At 72.1% G+C, this 14,105-nt stretch carries 12 protein-coding genes and 1 pseudogene; 8 read left to right on the top strand and 5 right to left on the bottom strand.

The window, feature by feature from the left end:
• The first annotated feature begins 7 nt into the window (after positions 1 to 7).
• From tsaB to Q6969_RS02430, 3 genes are all read left to right on the top strand, one after another.
• Positions 8 to 625: a tRNA (adenosine(37)-N6)-threonylcarbamoyltransferase complex dimerization subunit type 1 TsaB gene (gene tsaB / locus Q6969_RS02440; protein WP_317229018.1), complete on the top strand. Its 618-nt coding sequence runs from the start codon at positions 8 to 10 to the stop codon at positions 623 to 625.
• A complete protein-coding gene (gene tsaD / locus Q6969_RS02435) occupies positions 622 to 2,250 on the top strand; it encodes a tRNA (adenosine(37)-N6)-threonylcarbamoyltransferase complex transferase subunit TsaD (RefSeq protein WP_317229017.1) in 1,629 nt (542 codons plus the stop codon). Before tsaB ends, tsaD begins: the two co-directional genes overlap by 4 nt.
• A 112-nt stretch (positions 2,251 to 2,362) precedes the next feature.
• A complete protein-coding gene (locus Q6969_RS02430; RefSeq protein ID WP_317229016.1) occupies positions 2,363 to 2,788 on the top strand; it encodes a DUF4190 domain-containing protein in 426 nt (141 codons plus the stop codon).
• Positions 2,789 to 2,878: 90 nt separating this feature from the next.
• Here the strand turns inward: Q6969_RS02430 and Q6969_RS02425 are convergent, their stop codons facing one another.
• Positions 2,879 to 4,081: a class I SAM-dependent methyltransferase gene (locus Q6969_RS02425; protein WP_317229015.1), complete on the bottom strand. Its 1,203-nt coding sequence runs from the start codon at positions 4,079 to 4,081 to the stop codon at positions 2,879 to 2,881.
• Positions 4,082 to 4,225: 144 nt separating this feature from the next.
• On the opposite strand from Q6969_RS02425, the gene groES reads away from it, so the two are divergent.
• The 3 genes from groES to Q6969_RS02410 all read left to right on the top strand — a co-directional run bounded on the left by groES (position 4,226) and on the right by Q6969_RS02410 (position 7,064).
• Positions 4,226 to 4,522, top strand: coding sequence for a co-chaperone GroES (groES, locus tag Q6969_RS02420; RefSeq protein ID WP_012039257.1), 297 nt, complete (start codon positions 4,226 to 4,228; stop codon positions 4,520 to 4,522).
• A gap of 120 nt (positions 4,523 to 4,642) precedes the next feature.
• Positions 4,643 to 5,596 carry an EamA family transporter RarD gene (gene rarD / locus Q6969_RS02415; protein WP_317229014.1) on the top strand — a complete coding sequence of 318 codons (954 nt, stop codon included), beginning with the start codon at positions 4,643 to 4,645 and terminating at the stop codon, positions 5,594 to 5,596.
• Between the two features lie 178 nt (positions 5,597 to 5,774).
• On the top strand, positions 5,775 to 7,064 hold the full coding sequence (locus Q6969_RS02410; RefSeq protein WP_317229013.1) for an ABC transporter substrate-binding protein: 1,290 nt from the start codon (positions 5,775 to 5,777) through the stop codon (positions 7,062 to 7,064).
• Positions 7,065 to 7,560: 496 nt separating this feature from the next.
• On the opposite strand, the gene Q6969_RS02405 is transcribed toward Q6969_RS02410, so the two are convergent.
• From Q6969_RS02405 to Q6969_RS02390, 4 genes are read right to left on the bottom strand one after another with little or no spacing between them, the layout of a single operon-like run.
• Positions 7,561 to 8,319 (bottom strand): ABC transporter ATP-binding protein, encoded by a 759-nt coding sequence (locus Q6969_RS02405; RefSeq protein ID WP_094116562.1) that lies wholly within the window; start codon positions 8,317 to 8,319, stop codon positions 7,561 to 7,563.
• Complete coding sequence (locus Q6969_RS02400) at positions 8,316 to 9,239, bottom strand: ABC transporter ATP-binding protein (protein WP_094116561.1); 924 nt, start codon at positions 9,237 to 9,239, stop codon at positions 8,316 to 8,318. The genes Q6969_RS02405 and Q6969_RS02400 overlap by 4 nt, the downstream gene beginning before the upstream one ends.
• Positions 9,232 to 10,203, bottom strand: a complete 972-nt coding sequence (locus tag Q6969_RS02395; RefSeq protein ID WP_104289944.1) for a branched-chain amino acid ABC transporter permease — start codon at positions 10,201 to 10,203, stop codon at positions 9,232 to 9,234. The genes Q6969_RS02400 and Q6969_RS02395 overlap by 8 nt, the downstream gene beginning before the upstream one ends.
• A gap of 6 nt (positions 10,204 to 10,209) precedes the next feature.
• The gene (locus Q6969_RS02390; protein WP_317229012.1) at positions 10,210 to 11,619 is read right to left on the bottom strand and encodes an ABC transporter permease subunit; all 1,410 of its coding nucleotides are present in this window, start codon (positions 11,617 to 11,619) and stop codon (positions 10,210 to 10,212) included.
• Positions 11,620 to 11,895: 276 nt separating this feature from the next.
• On the opposite strand from Q6969_RS02390, the gene guaB reads away from it, so the two are divergent.
• A complete protein-coding gene (gene guaB, locus Q6969_RS02385; protein WP_317229011.1) occupies positions 11,896 to 13,398 on the top strand; it encodes an IMP dehydrogenase in 1,503 nt (500 codons plus the stop codon).
• Between the two features lie 200 nt (positions 13,399 to 13,598).
• Positions 13,599 to 14,105: pseudogene (locus tag Q6969_RS02380) on the top strand (hypothetical protein); the annotation flags it as partial.

Genomic DNA, 14,105 nt, shown 5'->3' with positions numbered 1-14,105 from the left:
TCGACCAGTGCTCCTCGCGATCGACACCTCCGCCGGCACGGGCGTCGCCGTCATCGACCCCGACGGCCGGGTCCTCGCCGAGCGCCAGGAGGCCGACACGATGCGGCACGCCGAGGTCATCGGCACCCTGCTCGACGAGTGCCTCGCCGCGTGCGGCGTCGACCGCTGCGACATCCGCGCGGTCGTCGCGGGCATGGGCCCCGGCCCCTTCACCGGCCTCCGCGTCGGCATCGCGGCGGCCCGCGTGCTCGCCACCGGCCTCGACGTCCGCGTCATCCCCGTGGTCAGCCACGACGCCGTCGCCCACGACCACTACGCCGCGGGCGGCACCGGGTCCCTCGTGGTCGTCACCGACGCACGCCGCCGCGAGCTGTACTGGTCCGTGTACGCCGAGCCGGCGGCCGGCGGCGTCGCCGAGCGCACCGCCGGTCCCGGCCTCAGCAAACCCGACGACGTGCCCACGGCGGACCACCGCGTCGACGCCGCCGGGGTCCGTGCCGCGTCCCTCGCGCAGGTCGCGCGCCTCATGGACGCCCTCGAGCTGCCGCAGGCCGCCGACGAGGCGCTGTACCTCCGCTCGCCCGACGTCACCGTCTCCACGGGACCCAAGCGGGTGACCTCGTGAGCGTGGTCTTCCGGCCGGCCGCGCTGGCGGACCTCCCGGCGCTGATGCGCCTCGAGACGAGCACGTTCGTCAGCGACGCCTGGTCGGAGGACGCCATGCGGGGCGAGCTCGTCTCCCGGCACTGCTGGTACGTCGTCGCGGTCGACGCGTCCGACGGCGCGATCCTCGGCTACGCGGGGCTCTCCTGCCCGCGCGGCCTGCACGCCGCCGACGTGCAGACCATCGCGGTCGCCGGATCCGCCCGCGGCCGCGGCATCGGCCGCGCCCTCCTCACCCGCCTCCTCGTGGAGGCCCACGCCCGGGGCGCGCGGGAGGTCCTGCTCGAGGTGCGCGCGGACAACCCGGTCGCGCAGGCGCTCTACGCGTCGCTCGGCTTCGAGCCGATCGCCGTGCGCCCGCACTACTACCAGCCCGACGACGTCGACGCGGTCGTGATGCGCGCCCCGCTCGGCCCGGTCCCGCACGTCGCCACCGAGCCGCGCCCCGCCGCGGAGCCCGCGGCCCCGGCGGACGGCGCCGACGACGACGTCGACGGGTGCGCGTCCGAGGGGGAGTGCGACGCGACCGCGGGCCCGCTCGTCCTCGGCATCGAGACCTCCTGCGACGAGACCGGCATCGGCATCGTCCGCGGCCAGACGCTCCTCGCCAACGTCATCTCGAGCTCGATGGAGGAGCACGCGCGCTACGGCGGCGTGGTCCCCGAGGTCGCCGCCCGCGCCCACCTCGAGGCGCTGACCCCGGCGATCGAGGCGGCGATCGAGGAGGCCGGCGTCACCCTCCGCGAGCTCGACGCGATCGCGGTCACCGCCGGCCCGGGCCTCTCCGGCGCCCTCATGGTGGGCGTCGGCGCGGCGAAGGCGCTCGCCGTGGCCCTCGACGTCCCGCTGCACGGCGTCAACCACCTGGTGGGCCACGTCGGCGCGGACCTCCTCAGCGTCGACGGCGGATCCGGCCGGCCGCTCGAGGCGCCGAGCATCGCGCTCCTCGTCTCCGGCGGCCACGCGTCCCTCCTCCTCGTGCGCGACCTCGTCGACGACGTGGAGCTGCTGGGCGAGACGATCGACGACGCCGCGGGCGAGGCCTTCGACAAGGTCGCGCGCGTGCTCGGCCTGCCGTACCCCGGCGGTCCGCACATCGACCGGGTCGCGGCCGACGGCGACCCCCGGGCGATCCGATTCCCCCGCGGCCTGAGCCTCCCGAAGGACATGGAGCGCCACCGCTACGACTTCTCCTTCTCGGGCCTCAAGACCGCGGTCGCGCGCTGGGTCGAGAAGCGCCAGGACGCCGGCGAGCCCGTGCCCGTGGCGGACGTCGCCGCGAGCTTCCGCGAGGCCGTCGTCGACGTCCTCCTCACCAAGGCCGTCGCGGCGTGCGTCGACCACGGCATCCCGCGTCTCCTCCTCGGCGGCGGCGTGGTCGCCAACGCGCGGATCCGGGAGGTGGCGGCCGAGCGGTGCCGGGCGGCGGGCATCGAGCTGCGGATCCCGCCCCTGTCGCTCTGCACCGACAACGGCGCGATGATCGCGGCGCTCGGGGCGCGCCTCATCGAGGCGGGGCGCGCGCCGTCGGGCCTCGCGTTCGGCGCCGACTCGACCCTCCCGGTCACCGTCGTCCAGGTCGGCTGAGCCGGTCCGGATCCGGTCCCGATCCGGTGGTCCCCCGTCCGGGGCCATTTCCGCGAGCCTCTAAACGCGGGGGCGATGTCACGGTATGTTCCCAGGGACGAAAGGAACGACCATGACCGATCCGCAGAACCCGGACCGCTCCTCCGACGACTTCCCGCCCGCGCCCGGCCAGCCGTCCTACCCGGCTGCTCCCGCCGCCGGATCCGGCTCGCCCTACGCGGCGCCCTACCAGCCCGGCCCCGGCGGTGCGCCCAAGAAGGGCCTCGCCATCACCTCGATGGTGCTCGGCATCGTCTCCGTGGTGCTGTCGCTCCCGCTGTGGTTCCTCACGTTCTTCGTGGGCATCGCGGCGATCATCACGGGCCTCCTCGCGCGCAAGCGCAACCCCGGCACCAAGGGCTTCTGGCTCACCGGCCTCATCCTCGGCATCGTGGGCGTCCTCGTCAGCATCGTCGTGGTGCTGGTCGTCGTCGTGTTCGTGAACACGGCGATCCAGAACGGCGAGATCAACGGCACCCCGCTCCCGACGGCGCCGTAGCACGTCCGGCACGCACGCACCATCGCACCACCACGACGCGGTCGTCCCCTCGGGGCGGCCGCGTCGTCGCGTCCGGGAGGGGAGCCGGCCTCAGCCCGCGTCGACCCCGTGCCGGTCCGCGAGGATGGCGACCCGCCGGCCGCCCACGCGCGTCGCGATGAGCGTCGCCGACGCGTCCCCCTTCAGCTGCAGCCGCGTGCGCAGCCGGGCCGGATCGACGTCGACGCCGCGCTTCTTGATCTCCAGCGTCCCGATGCCGCGTGCCCGCAGCTCCCGCCGCAGCCGCTGCTCGTCGAGCGGCAGCACCTCGCGCACGCGGAACCCGCGCGCGAACGGGGTCGCCTGCTCCCGGTCGGCGGTGATCCACGCGATCCCCTCGCCGACCATGCGGCCGTCGAGCGAGCGCGCGAGGTCGCCGATGAGCCGGGCGCGGATGACGGCGCCGTCCGGCTCGTACAGGTGCTCGCCCAGCTCGCCGAGCTCCGCGTCCGCGCTGTCGGCCGCGGACACGAGCTCCGACGACGACGCCCCGCTGATCACGAGCGCCGCCCGCCGCACGCCGTCGCGACGCGTGGGCCCGAACCACAGCCCCATCTCCACGGCCTGCCCGTCGACGGAGACCCACTGCGCCTCCGCCTCGTCGGGGATGAGGTCGCGGTCGAGGCCGGGCCCGAGCTTGATGCCCGCGGGGTGCCCCGCCGCCAGCTCGAACGCCTGCGTGAGCGTCGGCGAGTATGCCGCGGGGTCCGAGATGCGCCGGGTGGAGGAGTGCCCGTCGGTGCGCCGCGCGGGGTCGAGGTAGACGCCGTCGACGCGGCCGGCGTCGAAGCCCTCGGCCGTGCCCTGCTCGACCTCCGCCTCGGGGAAGGGCGCGAGGTTCCAGCCGGCGACCGCGGCGGTCACCTCGTCGCGCTCGACGGCCGTGACGCGGATCCCGATGGCCGCCATGGCCATCGCGTCCCCGCCGATCCCGCAGCCGAGGTCGGCGACGTGCGCCACGCCCGCCTGCTGGAAGCGCCCGGCGTGCTGCGCGGCGACGGGGAGGCGGGTCGCCTGCTCGAGCCCGGCCTCCGTGAAGAGCATGCGTCCGGCGAACTCGCCGAACTTGGCGCGGGCGCGGGCGCGCAGCCGGGACTGCGTGAGGACGGCGCTCACCAGCGCGGGGGAGTGGCCCTCGCCGCGCAGCGCGGTGACGATCCGGACCGCGTCGTCGCCCGGCCGCGGCTCGGGCAGGCTGTCGAGCAGGCGGAGCCCCTCGAGGGAGAGCACCTCGCGGAGGTCGGTCTGGTCCATCCGCCCACCGTACCGAAGCGGCTCCCCACCGATTGGCACTCGCGTTGCACGAGTGCAAGCCCAGCCCGTAGAATCTCACCTGGCACTCTCCCCCGGGGATTGCCAATCAGTCTTGTCCCTTAGTCACGAAGGAAGAGGTCAACCGTGTCGGTCTCCATCAAGCCGCTCGAGGATCGCATCGTCATCCAGCAGGTCGAAGCCGAGCAGACCACCGCGTCTGGTCTGGTCATCCCCGACACCGCCAAGGAGAAGCCCCAGGAGGGCGAGGTCGTGGCCGTGGGCCCCGGCCGCATCGACGACAACGGCAACCGCGTCCCGCTCGACGTCGCCGTGGGCGACAAGGTCATCTACTCCAAGTACGGCGGAACCGAGGTCAAGTACGACGGCCAGGACCTCCTCGTCCTCTCCGCGCGCGACGTCCTCGCGGTCATCGAGCGCTGACGCTCGTCGTCTAGCGACACCGCACCACCCGGGAGCCCGGCCGACGCGTTCGGCCGGGCTCCCGTGCGTCCGGCGGCCGATCCGGCGGGCCGACGCCGGTCGCGGGGCTAGCCTCGGGAGGTGACGCACCCCGCCCCGGAGACCTCGACCCGCACCGGCCTCCTCGCCGCCGTCGGCGCCTACGGCCTGTGGGGGGTCCTGCCGGTCTTCTTCCTCCTCCTCGTGCCGGCGGGGGCCTTCGAGATCGTCGGCTGGCGCATCCTCTTCTCGCTCGTCGTCTGCGCCCTCGTCATCACGGTCGCGCGCCGCTGGTCGCACGTGGTCGCGATCGTGCGGCGCCCGCGGATCCTCCTGGGCCTCGGGCTCGCGGGGCACCTGATCCTCGTCAACTGGACCGTCTACGTGTACGGCACGCTCTCGGGCCACGTCGTCGAGACCGCGCTCGGCTACTTCATCAACCCGATCGTCACCGTGCTCCTCGGCGTCGTCCTCCTGCGGGAGCGCCTGCGTCCGCTGCAGTGGACGGCCGTCGGGCTGAGCGCCGTCGCGGTCGCCGTCATCGCGGTCGGCTACGGGCAGCTCCCGTGGGTCTCCCTGGCGCTCGCCGGGTCCTTCGGGCTGTACGGCCTCGTCAAGAAGCGCGTGAGCGGCCAGGCGGACGCGCTCTCGGGCCTCGCGCTGGAGACCGCCTGGCTCGTGCCGGCCGCCACGACCATGCTCGTGGTCACCGGCGCGGGGGCGGGCCTCACGATCGGCACCGTCTCGCTCGGGCACACGCTCCTCCTGGTGAGCACGGGCGTGGTCACCGCGGGTCCGCTCCTCCTGTTCGGCTTCGCGGCGGGTCGCCTGCCGCTGTCCGTGATCGGGCTCACGCAGTACCTCGCGCCCCTGCTGCAGTTCGCGTTCGGCGTCTTCGTGATGCACGAGGCGATGCCGCCGGAGCGCTGGGCGGGCTTCGCGATCGTCTGGGCGGCGCTCGTGCTGCTCACGATCGACATGCTCCGCACGGCGCGTCGCGCCGCGTCGCCGTCCGCGCCCATCCGGAGGGATCCGGCGGTGGTCGAGGGCATCTGATTCGGATCCCGTCGCGCATTCCGCGAAAGGTAACGATCGGGTCGCGTTACACGCCGGAAATGCCGATGCATTGTGTCCGTCTCACGCGCGCCCTAGGGTCGCACCAGGCGAGGCGCGCATTCGCGTGCCTCATGCACCACATTCCCGAGCATCACCACACACATCCATAAGGAGCACCATGAGCGCATTCGGCAGGGCTTCGGCCTCCCGCTCACGATCCGCCCGCACCGCCCTCAGCGCCGTCACCATCGCGGTGGCCGGCGCCCTCGTCCTGGCCGGCTGCTCCGGCGGCAGCGGCGAGAGCGGCACCGGAGGCACCACGGGCGACGGCGGCCTGGAACTCAAGATCGGCACGATCCTTCCCCAGACCGGTTCGCTGGCCGTCCTCGGCCCGCCCGAGTTCGCGGGCGTCCACCTCGCCGAGCAGGACATCAACGACGCCGCCGCCGGCATCACGGTCACCGTCACCGACAAGGACTCGGGCGACACCACCACCGACATCGCGAGCCAGTCGGCCACGTCGCTCATCGCGGACGGCAACAGCGCCATCCTCGGTGCCGCGTCCTCCGGCGTCTCGAAGACCTTCATCGACCAGGTCACGCAGGCCGGCGTCGTCCAGCTGTCGCCGGCGAACACCTCGCCCGACTTCACGACCTACGAGGACGACGGCTACTACTGGCGCACCGCCCCCTCGGACGTGCTGCAGGGCCGCATCCTCGGCAACAAGATCCTCCAGGACGGCAAGACGAACGTCTCCATCCTCTACATGAACGACGCGTACGGCACCGGCCTCCGCGAGAACATCAAGAAGACGCTCGAGGAGGGCGGCGCCACCATCGCCGCCGAGTCGGTGTTCGAGCCGTCCGCCACGGACTTCAACAGCGCCATCACGTCGGTGCTCGCCCCGAACCCCGACGCGCTCGTGGTCATCTCGTTCGACGAGATCAAGACGATCGCCGACCAGCTCGCGTCCAAGGGCTTCGACTTCGCGAACTTCTACGGCACGGACGGCAACTACGGCGTCATCAAGGAGACCGACACCAACGTCGACATCGCGGGCGCCCAGTTCACGAACCCGGGCGTCGAGGCCAAGGAGGACTTCCAGGGTCGTCTGCAGGACATGGTCAAGGCCGACGGCGACCCCGAGCTGACCGTCTTCAGCTACGCCGCCGAGTCCTACGACGGCACGACGCTGCTCGCCCTCGCCGCCCTCCAGGGTGGCGCGACCGACGGCGCGACGCTGAAGGACAACCTGCAGTCCGTCTCCGAGGGCGGCACCAAGTGCGAGTCGTTCGCCGACTGCGCGAAGCTCATCGCCGACGGGGAGGACATCGACTACGACGGCATCTCCGGCCCGATCACGTGGGACGAGAACGGCGACCCGACCGAGGCGTACGTCTCCGTCTACAAGTACGAGGAGGGCAACGTCCAGACCTTCTCCGAGCAGGTCTACGGCAAGCTCGACTAGCACCGCACCCCGCACGACGCACGAGCCCGAGGGCCCGGTCCGGAAGGACCGGGCCCTCCCGCGTGCCCGGCGCCTGCACGCAGCCCCAGCGGCCTCCGCGCACCGGCGCGGGCGGACGCGCGGCACCGGCCGCAGGCCTCGCAGCTGCGCAGGCGTGCGCGCGTCGGAGGGGACGCGTCGTGGCGCCATGACCGCACGGCCGGGACCGCTGCCTGCCGCCACGAGGGCCCTGCGGGAGCTGAGGATCACGGTGCCGCGCCGTCAGCTCGCCGTGGCCGCGAGCACGCGCTCGGGGACGTCGGGGCGCGGCGCTGACCGGCGGGGGGCGATGCCGTGCCTGATCACGCACGCACGCACGCTCGCATGCACGCTCGCCCTGAAGCTCCACGCACGCCGCCGCCCGCCGGCCGGACGTCGCCGCCGGCCGCGCGCCGCGCACACGACGACGCGGCACCCCCGTGGGGATGCCGCGTCGGATGGTGCGAGGAGCGGGAGATCAGGGCTGCGGTGCCGCCTTGGCCTTCTCCTGGTCGGCGGCGAGCGTGCCGAGGTACAGCTCGATGACCTTCGGGTCGTTCATGAGCTCGCGCCCACGGCCCTCGTAGGCGTCCTTGCCCTGGTCGAGCACGTAGCCGCGGTCGCAGATCTGCAGGGCCCGGCGGGCGTTCTGCTCGACGATCATGACCGAGACGCCCGCGCGGTTGATCTGCGCGACGTTGATGAACGTCTCGTCCTGGCGGACGGGGGAGAGGCCCGCGCTCGGCTCGTCGAGGAGCAGCACCGTCGGGTCCATCATCAGCGCGCGCGACATAGCGACCATCTGCCGCTCGCCGCCGGAGAGGGACCCGGCGCGCTGCTTGAGGCGCTTGCCGAGCTCCGGGAACAGGTCGGTGACGAACGCCAGCCGCTCCTTGTACATCCTGGGCTTCTGGTACACGCCCATCTGCAGGTTCTCGTCGATGGTGAGGGTCGGGAACACGTTGTTGTTCTGCGGCACCATGCCGACGCCGCGGGACACGAGCTTGTCGGCCTTCAGCCCGGTGATGTCCTGGCCGTTCAGCTCGATGCTGCCGCCGCGCACGTTCACCTGGCCGAAGATCGCCTTCAGCAGCGTCGACTTGCCGGCGCCGTTCGGGCCGATGATGCCGACGAGCTCGCCCTTGTCGACGTGCACGTTGCACCCGTTGAGGATGTTCACCCCGGGCAGGTAGCCCGCGTGGAGGTCGGTGGTCTGGAGGACCCGCTCTGCCGTCACTTCTCTGCCGCTTCCTTCTCGATCTCTTCCTTGACGAGGTCGGACTCCATGTCCTTCGCCACCTCGCGCTGGCCGGTGAGCGTGCCGAGGTCGGTGTCGTGGTGCGCGCCGAGGTAGGCGTCGATGACGGCCGGGTCGCTCATCACCGTCGAGGGCGGACCCTCGGCGACGATGCGGCCCTCGGCCATCACGACGACCCAGTCGGCGATCTCGTTGACCATGTGCATGTCGTGCTCGACGAACAGCACGGTCATGCCCTCGGTCTTGAGGTCGAGGATGTGGTGGAGCAGCGACTGCGTCAGCGCCGGGTTGACGCCGGCCATGGGCTCGTCGAGCATGACGAGCTGCGGACGGGTCATGAGCGCGCGGGCCATCTCGAGCAGCTTCCGCTGTCCGCCGGAGAGGCTGGCCGCGTAGTCCTCCTCCTTGGCGTCGAGCTTGAACTTCCGGAGCAGCCCGCGGGCGCGCTCGGTGATCTCGTCCTCCTTCCGGCTCCACAGCGGGCGGATCAGCGCGGAGAAGAAGTTCTCGCCGCCCTGGCCGGTGGCACCGAGGCGCATGTTCTCCAGCACCGTCATGCCGCCGAGCGCCTTCGTGAGCTGGAACGTGCGGACCATCCCGAGGCGGGCGACGCGGAACGCGCTCATCCCGGCGAGGTTCCGACCGGAGAACTCCCACTTGCCGGTGTTCGGCTTGTCGAAGCCGGTCAGCAGGTTGAAGAAGGTCGTCTTGCCCGCGCCGTTCGGGCCGATGAGGGCCGTGATGGAGCCGCGCGGGATCTCGAGGTGGTCGACGTCGACCGCCTTCAGGCCGCCGAACTGCCGGCTGACGCCGTGCGCGACGATGATGGGGTCCTTCTTGGCGCAGCCCGGACCGGCATCGCCGTCGAGGATGGCCGAGACCGGGGTCTTGTCAGGCAAAGTGCGTCTCCTTCTTCTTCCCGAAGATGCCCTGTGGTCGGAAGATCACGAGCAGCATGAGCGCGACGCCCACGATGATGAAGCGGATCGGGCCCTGCTGGGTGCTCGAGATGGGCAGCCAGTCGTTCGTTACCGCGAGGCTGAGCAGGCCGTCGGACAGCGACAGCGTGACCCAGAAGATGATCGAGCCGATGACGGGGCCGAAGATCGTCGCGGCACCGCCCAGCAGCATGATCGTGTACAGGAAGAACGTGAGCTGCGTGCCGTAGTTGTCGGGCTGCAGCGACCTCGGGAGGATGAAGACCACGCCCGCGAGCCCGCCGAACACGCCGCCGAGCACGAGCGCCTGCATCTTGTAGGAGTACACGTTCTTGCCGAGCGCGCGGACCGCGTCCTCGTCCTCGCGCACGCCCTTCAGCACGCGGCCCCAGGGGCTGCGCATGAGGAGGAAGACCAGGAGGCAGGCGATGCCGACGAGGCCCCAGCCCACGATGCGGATCCACCACTGGTCGGCGGAGTAGGTGAGGACGCCCGCGCCAAATCGGCCCTCGGGCAGCGGGTTGAGGTCGTTGAACCCCGCGGCCGCGCCGTTGATGCCCTCGGAGCCGCCGGTGACGCTCGAGAACTCGGGCGTCTTGACGCTGAGCCGGATGATCTCCGCCGCCGCGATGGTCACGATGCTCAGGTAGTCCGCCCGCAGCCGGAGCGTCGGGATCCCGAGGATCAGCGCGAAGACGGTGGACGCGACGATCGCCGCGAGCAGGGACGCCCAGACGGGCCAGTCGTACATGACGGCCGTGATGGCGAACGCGTACCCGCCGATGGCCATGAAGCCGGCCTGGCCGAAGTTGAGCAGGCCCGTGAAGCCGAAGTGGATCACGAGGCCGACGGTCGCGAGCGCGTACGCCGCGGTGGTCGGCGAGAAGATCTCGCCGATCGCCAGGAAGATGAAGTTGGTGTTCATGCGCGGCTAACCGATCCGATCTTTCCGGCCCAGGATGCCCTGGGGCCTGACGAGCAGGATGACGATCATGACCACGAGAGCGGCCACGTACTTCATGTTCTCGGGCAGGACCATGGTGCTGACGTTGATGAAGACGCCGATCACGATCGAGCCGATGAGGGCGCCGAACGCCGTCCCCAGGCCGCCGAGGACGACGGCGGAGAAGACGAGCAGCAGGATCGAGGCGCCCGTGTCCCAGCGCAGCGACTGGTAGTAGGCGATGAAGACGCCGGACAGCGCCGCGAGGGCCGCGCCGCCGACCCAGACCACGCGGATGACCCGCTCCACGTCGATGCCGGACGCGGCCGCGAGCGAGCGGTTGTCCGAGACGGCGCGGGTGGCCTTGCCGATCTTCGTGTAGAGCAGCACGTACGCGACGGCGAGCAGCAGCACGATGGAGACCACCGCTCCGGCGACGTCCGTGAACTTGAGGCTCACCGGCCCGACGACGAGGAACGGCGCGGGGCTGTTCGGCAGCGTCAGGCGGTCGGCGCCGAAGATGAACTGGAAGAGGTAGCGCAGCGCGAGCGACAGGCCGATGGTGACGATCATCAGCGGCACGAGGCCGAGGTTCCGCCGCCGGAGCGGCTTCCAGATCGCGGCGTCCTGCGTGTAGCCGAACGCCCCGCCGAGGACCACCGTGATGAGGATCGCGAGCACCGGGTTGAGCCCCAGCACGTTGCTGAAGAGGTAGGCCATCAGGGCCCCGAAGGTCACCAGCTCGCCGTGCGCGAAGTTGTTGAGGCCGGTCGTGCCGTAGATGAGGGAGAGGCCGATGGCGGCGAGGGCGAGGAGTAGGCCGAAGATGAGGCCCGTCACCACCTTGGGCCAGAAGATCTTCCAGAAGTTGTTGCCCGACACGGGCTCGGCGGTGCCCGAGACCGCGCCGGTCTCGGTGTCCGGGGCGGCCGTCTCGCCGCCGGTGGACGTGCCCCCGTCGGTGCTCGGCGTGGGGCTCGGGCCCGCCGCCGCGCCGCCGTCGGGGGAGAGGAAGAAGAAGGCCGGCACGTTCTTGTTGCCCGCGGCGACGTCGATCTCGCGGGGGCTCGAGCCCGCGCGGGGGATGCCCGCGCCCTCGGGGACCGTGGACTCGTCGACCTCGACGGTGAACGACCCGGGGGCGGACAGCCCGACCTCCGCCTTGCCCTCGGCGTCGGTCGTGCCGGTGGCGTCGACGCCGCCGCCCGACACCGTGACGGTGACGCCGGCGATGCCGGTCTTGTCGGCGTCCGCCCGGACCCACACGAGCAGGGACTGCTCGGCGGATGCCGGGTCGACGGCCTGGGGCGCCGCGCGGGGATCCGCGTGAGCACCCGCCGGGGCCGTGAGGACGAGTGCGGCGCAGGCGAACGCCACCGCGAGAATCAGGGCCCACATGCGCTGCGCGCGTGCTCCGGCCGAACCAGTGGCTATCACTAGACCTCCATAGGGGGAGCCGTGGGATGGGCACATCCGCACAGGCACCGCGACTACCGTCAGGACGACGTTGGTTGACAGTACGTGCTGATTATGTCCTGGATGTTTCGCGTCCACGGCGCGTGGCCGCGTGATAGCGCGGGAATAGCGCGGGAGCACGACCGTTAACATCGACACACCGGTTGCCGACGCGGTCCCCCGGGTGCATCGTCCGCCTCTCACCCCCCTGGAGGGAACTTGGATCAGTCCGACCCGTTCGGCGTCATCGGCCTCACCTACGACGACGTCATGCTCCTCCCGGGGCACACCGACGTCATCCCCAGCGAGGCGGACACCACGTCCCGCCTCACCCGCAACATCAGCGTCGCGGCTCCCCTCCTCTCCTCGGCGATGGACACCGTCACCGAGGCGCGCATGGCCATCGCGATGGCCCGCCAGGGCGGTCTGGGCGTGATCCACCGCAACCTCTCCATCGAGGACCAGGCGGCCTTCGTCGACAAGGTCAAGCGCAGCGAGTCGGGCATGATCACGAATCCCGTCACGACGCGGCCCGACGCCACCGTCGCCGAGGTGGACGCGCTCTGCGGCCAGTTCCGCGTCTCGGGCCTCCCCGTCGTCGAGTCCGACGGCACCCTCGTCGGCATCATCACCAACCGGGACATGCGCTTCGTCTCGCCGGTCCAGGCGGCGACGACGCTCGTGCGCGACGTCATGACCCGCACCCCGCTCATCACGGGCGGGGTCGGCATCGATCCCGACCACGCGATCGCGATCTTCGCGGAGCACAAGATCGAGAAGCTCCCCCTGGTGGACGACGCCGGCAAGCTCCGCGGCCTCATCACGGTCAAGGACTTCGACAAGTCCGAGCAGTACCCGGACGCGACCAAGGACGCCGAGGGGCGCCTCCGCGTCGGGGCGGCCATCGGCTTCTTCGGCGACGCCTGGCAGCGCGCGCTCGCCCTCGTGGAGGCGGGCGTCGACGTGCTCGTGGTGGACACCGCGAACGGCGACAGCAAGGGCGTGCTCGACATCATCCGCCGGCTGAAGTCCGACCCGGCGACGTCGCACGTCGACGTCATCGGCGGCAACGTCGCGACCCGGTCGGGCGCCCAGGCGCTCATCGACGCGGGCGCGGACGCCATCAAGGTCGGCGTCGGCCCCGGGTCCATCTGCACCACGCGCGTCGTCGCGGGCGTGGGCGTGCCCCAGGTCACCGCCGTCTACGAGGCGTCGCTCGCCGCGCGCGCCGCCGGCATCCCGGTCATCGCGGACGGCGGCCTGCAGTACTCGGGCGACATCGCGAAGGCGCTCGTCGCCGGTGCCGACACCGTCATGCTCGGCAGCCTCCTCGCGGGCTGCGACGAGAGCCCGGGCGACCTCATGTTCGTCGGCGGCAAGCAGTTCAAGAGCTATCGGGGGATGGGCTCGCTCGGCGCGCTCCAGACCCGCGGCTCGAAGACCTCCTACTCGAAGGACCGCTACTTCCAGTCGGACGTGCCGAGCGACGACAAGCTCATCCCCGAGGGCATCGAGGGCCAGGTGCCCTACCGCGGATCGCTCGCGAACATGGTGTACCAGCTCACGGGCGGCCTCCGGCAGTCGATGTTCTACGTCGGGGCGCGCACGGTCGGCGAGCTCAAGGACCGCGGGCGCTTCGTGCGCATCACGGCGGCCGGGCTGAAGGAGTCGCACCCGCACGACGTGCAGATGGTCGTCGAGGCGCCCAACTACCGGCGCTGATGCGCGGGGCCGCGCGTCACGCGCGGTGAGGACGAGGGGCCGGCGCGGACAGCGCCGGCCCCTCGCGCGTCGTCGGCGGTCGTCGCCGGGTCGACCTCGGGATGCGGGGCGCCCTCCCTCACAGGGGTGCGCGGTGACCGACGGCCCGCGGGCCGCGCCGGCGAGCGTCCGGCGAGCGGCGGGCACGGCACAGTGCGGTCATGCCGCCCGACTCCCCGCAGATGCCCGTGCCCGACGTCCTCGGGGCGGGGGTGCTGGGGCCTCCCGACGTGGTCCTGATCCTGTCCGGCGCGGCGTCCGCCGGTGATGCGTCCGACTGCGGCGCGGACGCGGTGCACGAGCGCGCCGACCCCGTGACGGTCGCACGTGCCGAGGCGCGGGGGGAGCTCGTGCGGCTGCGCGCCGGGGTGCACGTCGAGAGGGGCGGGTGGGAGGCCGTGTCGAGTCGGGAGCGGCACCTCCTGCGCATCCGGGCGCTCGTCAGCGCGTCCACGCCGCCCGTCGTGCTCGGCGGCGCCTCGGCCGCCGCCGTGCACGGACTCCCGCGCATCACGCCGTGGCCGCGGCTCGTGACGCTCCTCGACGTGCCGGGGCACGCACCCTCGCGACGCGCGGGCACGCGCACCGTCCGCGACCCGTCCGGCGGGCGATCCTCGCTCGTCGGCGTCGGCGTCGGCGTCGGCGTCGGCGTCGGCGGAGGCGGAGCC

Origin of the sequence: Clavibacter sp. MX14-G9D (genome assembly GCF_032917815.1) — a bacterium.
Lineage (GTDB): Bacteria > Actinomycetota > Actinomycetes > Actinomycetales > Microbacteriaceae > Clavibacter > Clavibacter michiganensis_K.
The sequence above is the reverse complement of the archived record's forward strand: the minus strand, read 5'-3'. Positions and strand labels throughout refer to the sequence as shown.

What these genes read in the sequence shown, in the direction of transcription:
- Q6969_RS02425 (WP_317229015.1), bottom strand. Translation starts at nt 4,081, where the DNA reads ATGGACCAGACCGACCTCCGCGAGGTGCTCTCCCTCGAGGGGCTCCGC.
- Q6969_RS02395 (WP_104289944.1), bottom strand. Translation starts at nt 10,203, where the DNA reads ATGAACACCAACTTCATCTTCCTGGCGATCGGCGAGATCTTCTCGCCG.
- Q6969_RS02410 (WP_317229013.1), top strand. Translation starts at nt 5,775, where the DNA reads ATGAGCGCATTCGGCAGGGCTTCGGCCTCCCGCTCACGATCCGCCCGC.
- Q6969_RS02390 (WP_317229012.1), bottom strand. Translation starts at nt 11,619, where the DNA reads ATGTGGGCCCTGATTCTCGCGGTGGCGTTCGCCTGCGCCGCACTCGTC.
- Q6969_RS02430 (WP_317229016.1), top strand. Translation starts at nt 2,363, where the DNA reads ATGACCGATCCGCAGAACCCGGACCGCTCCTCCGACGACTTCCCGCCC.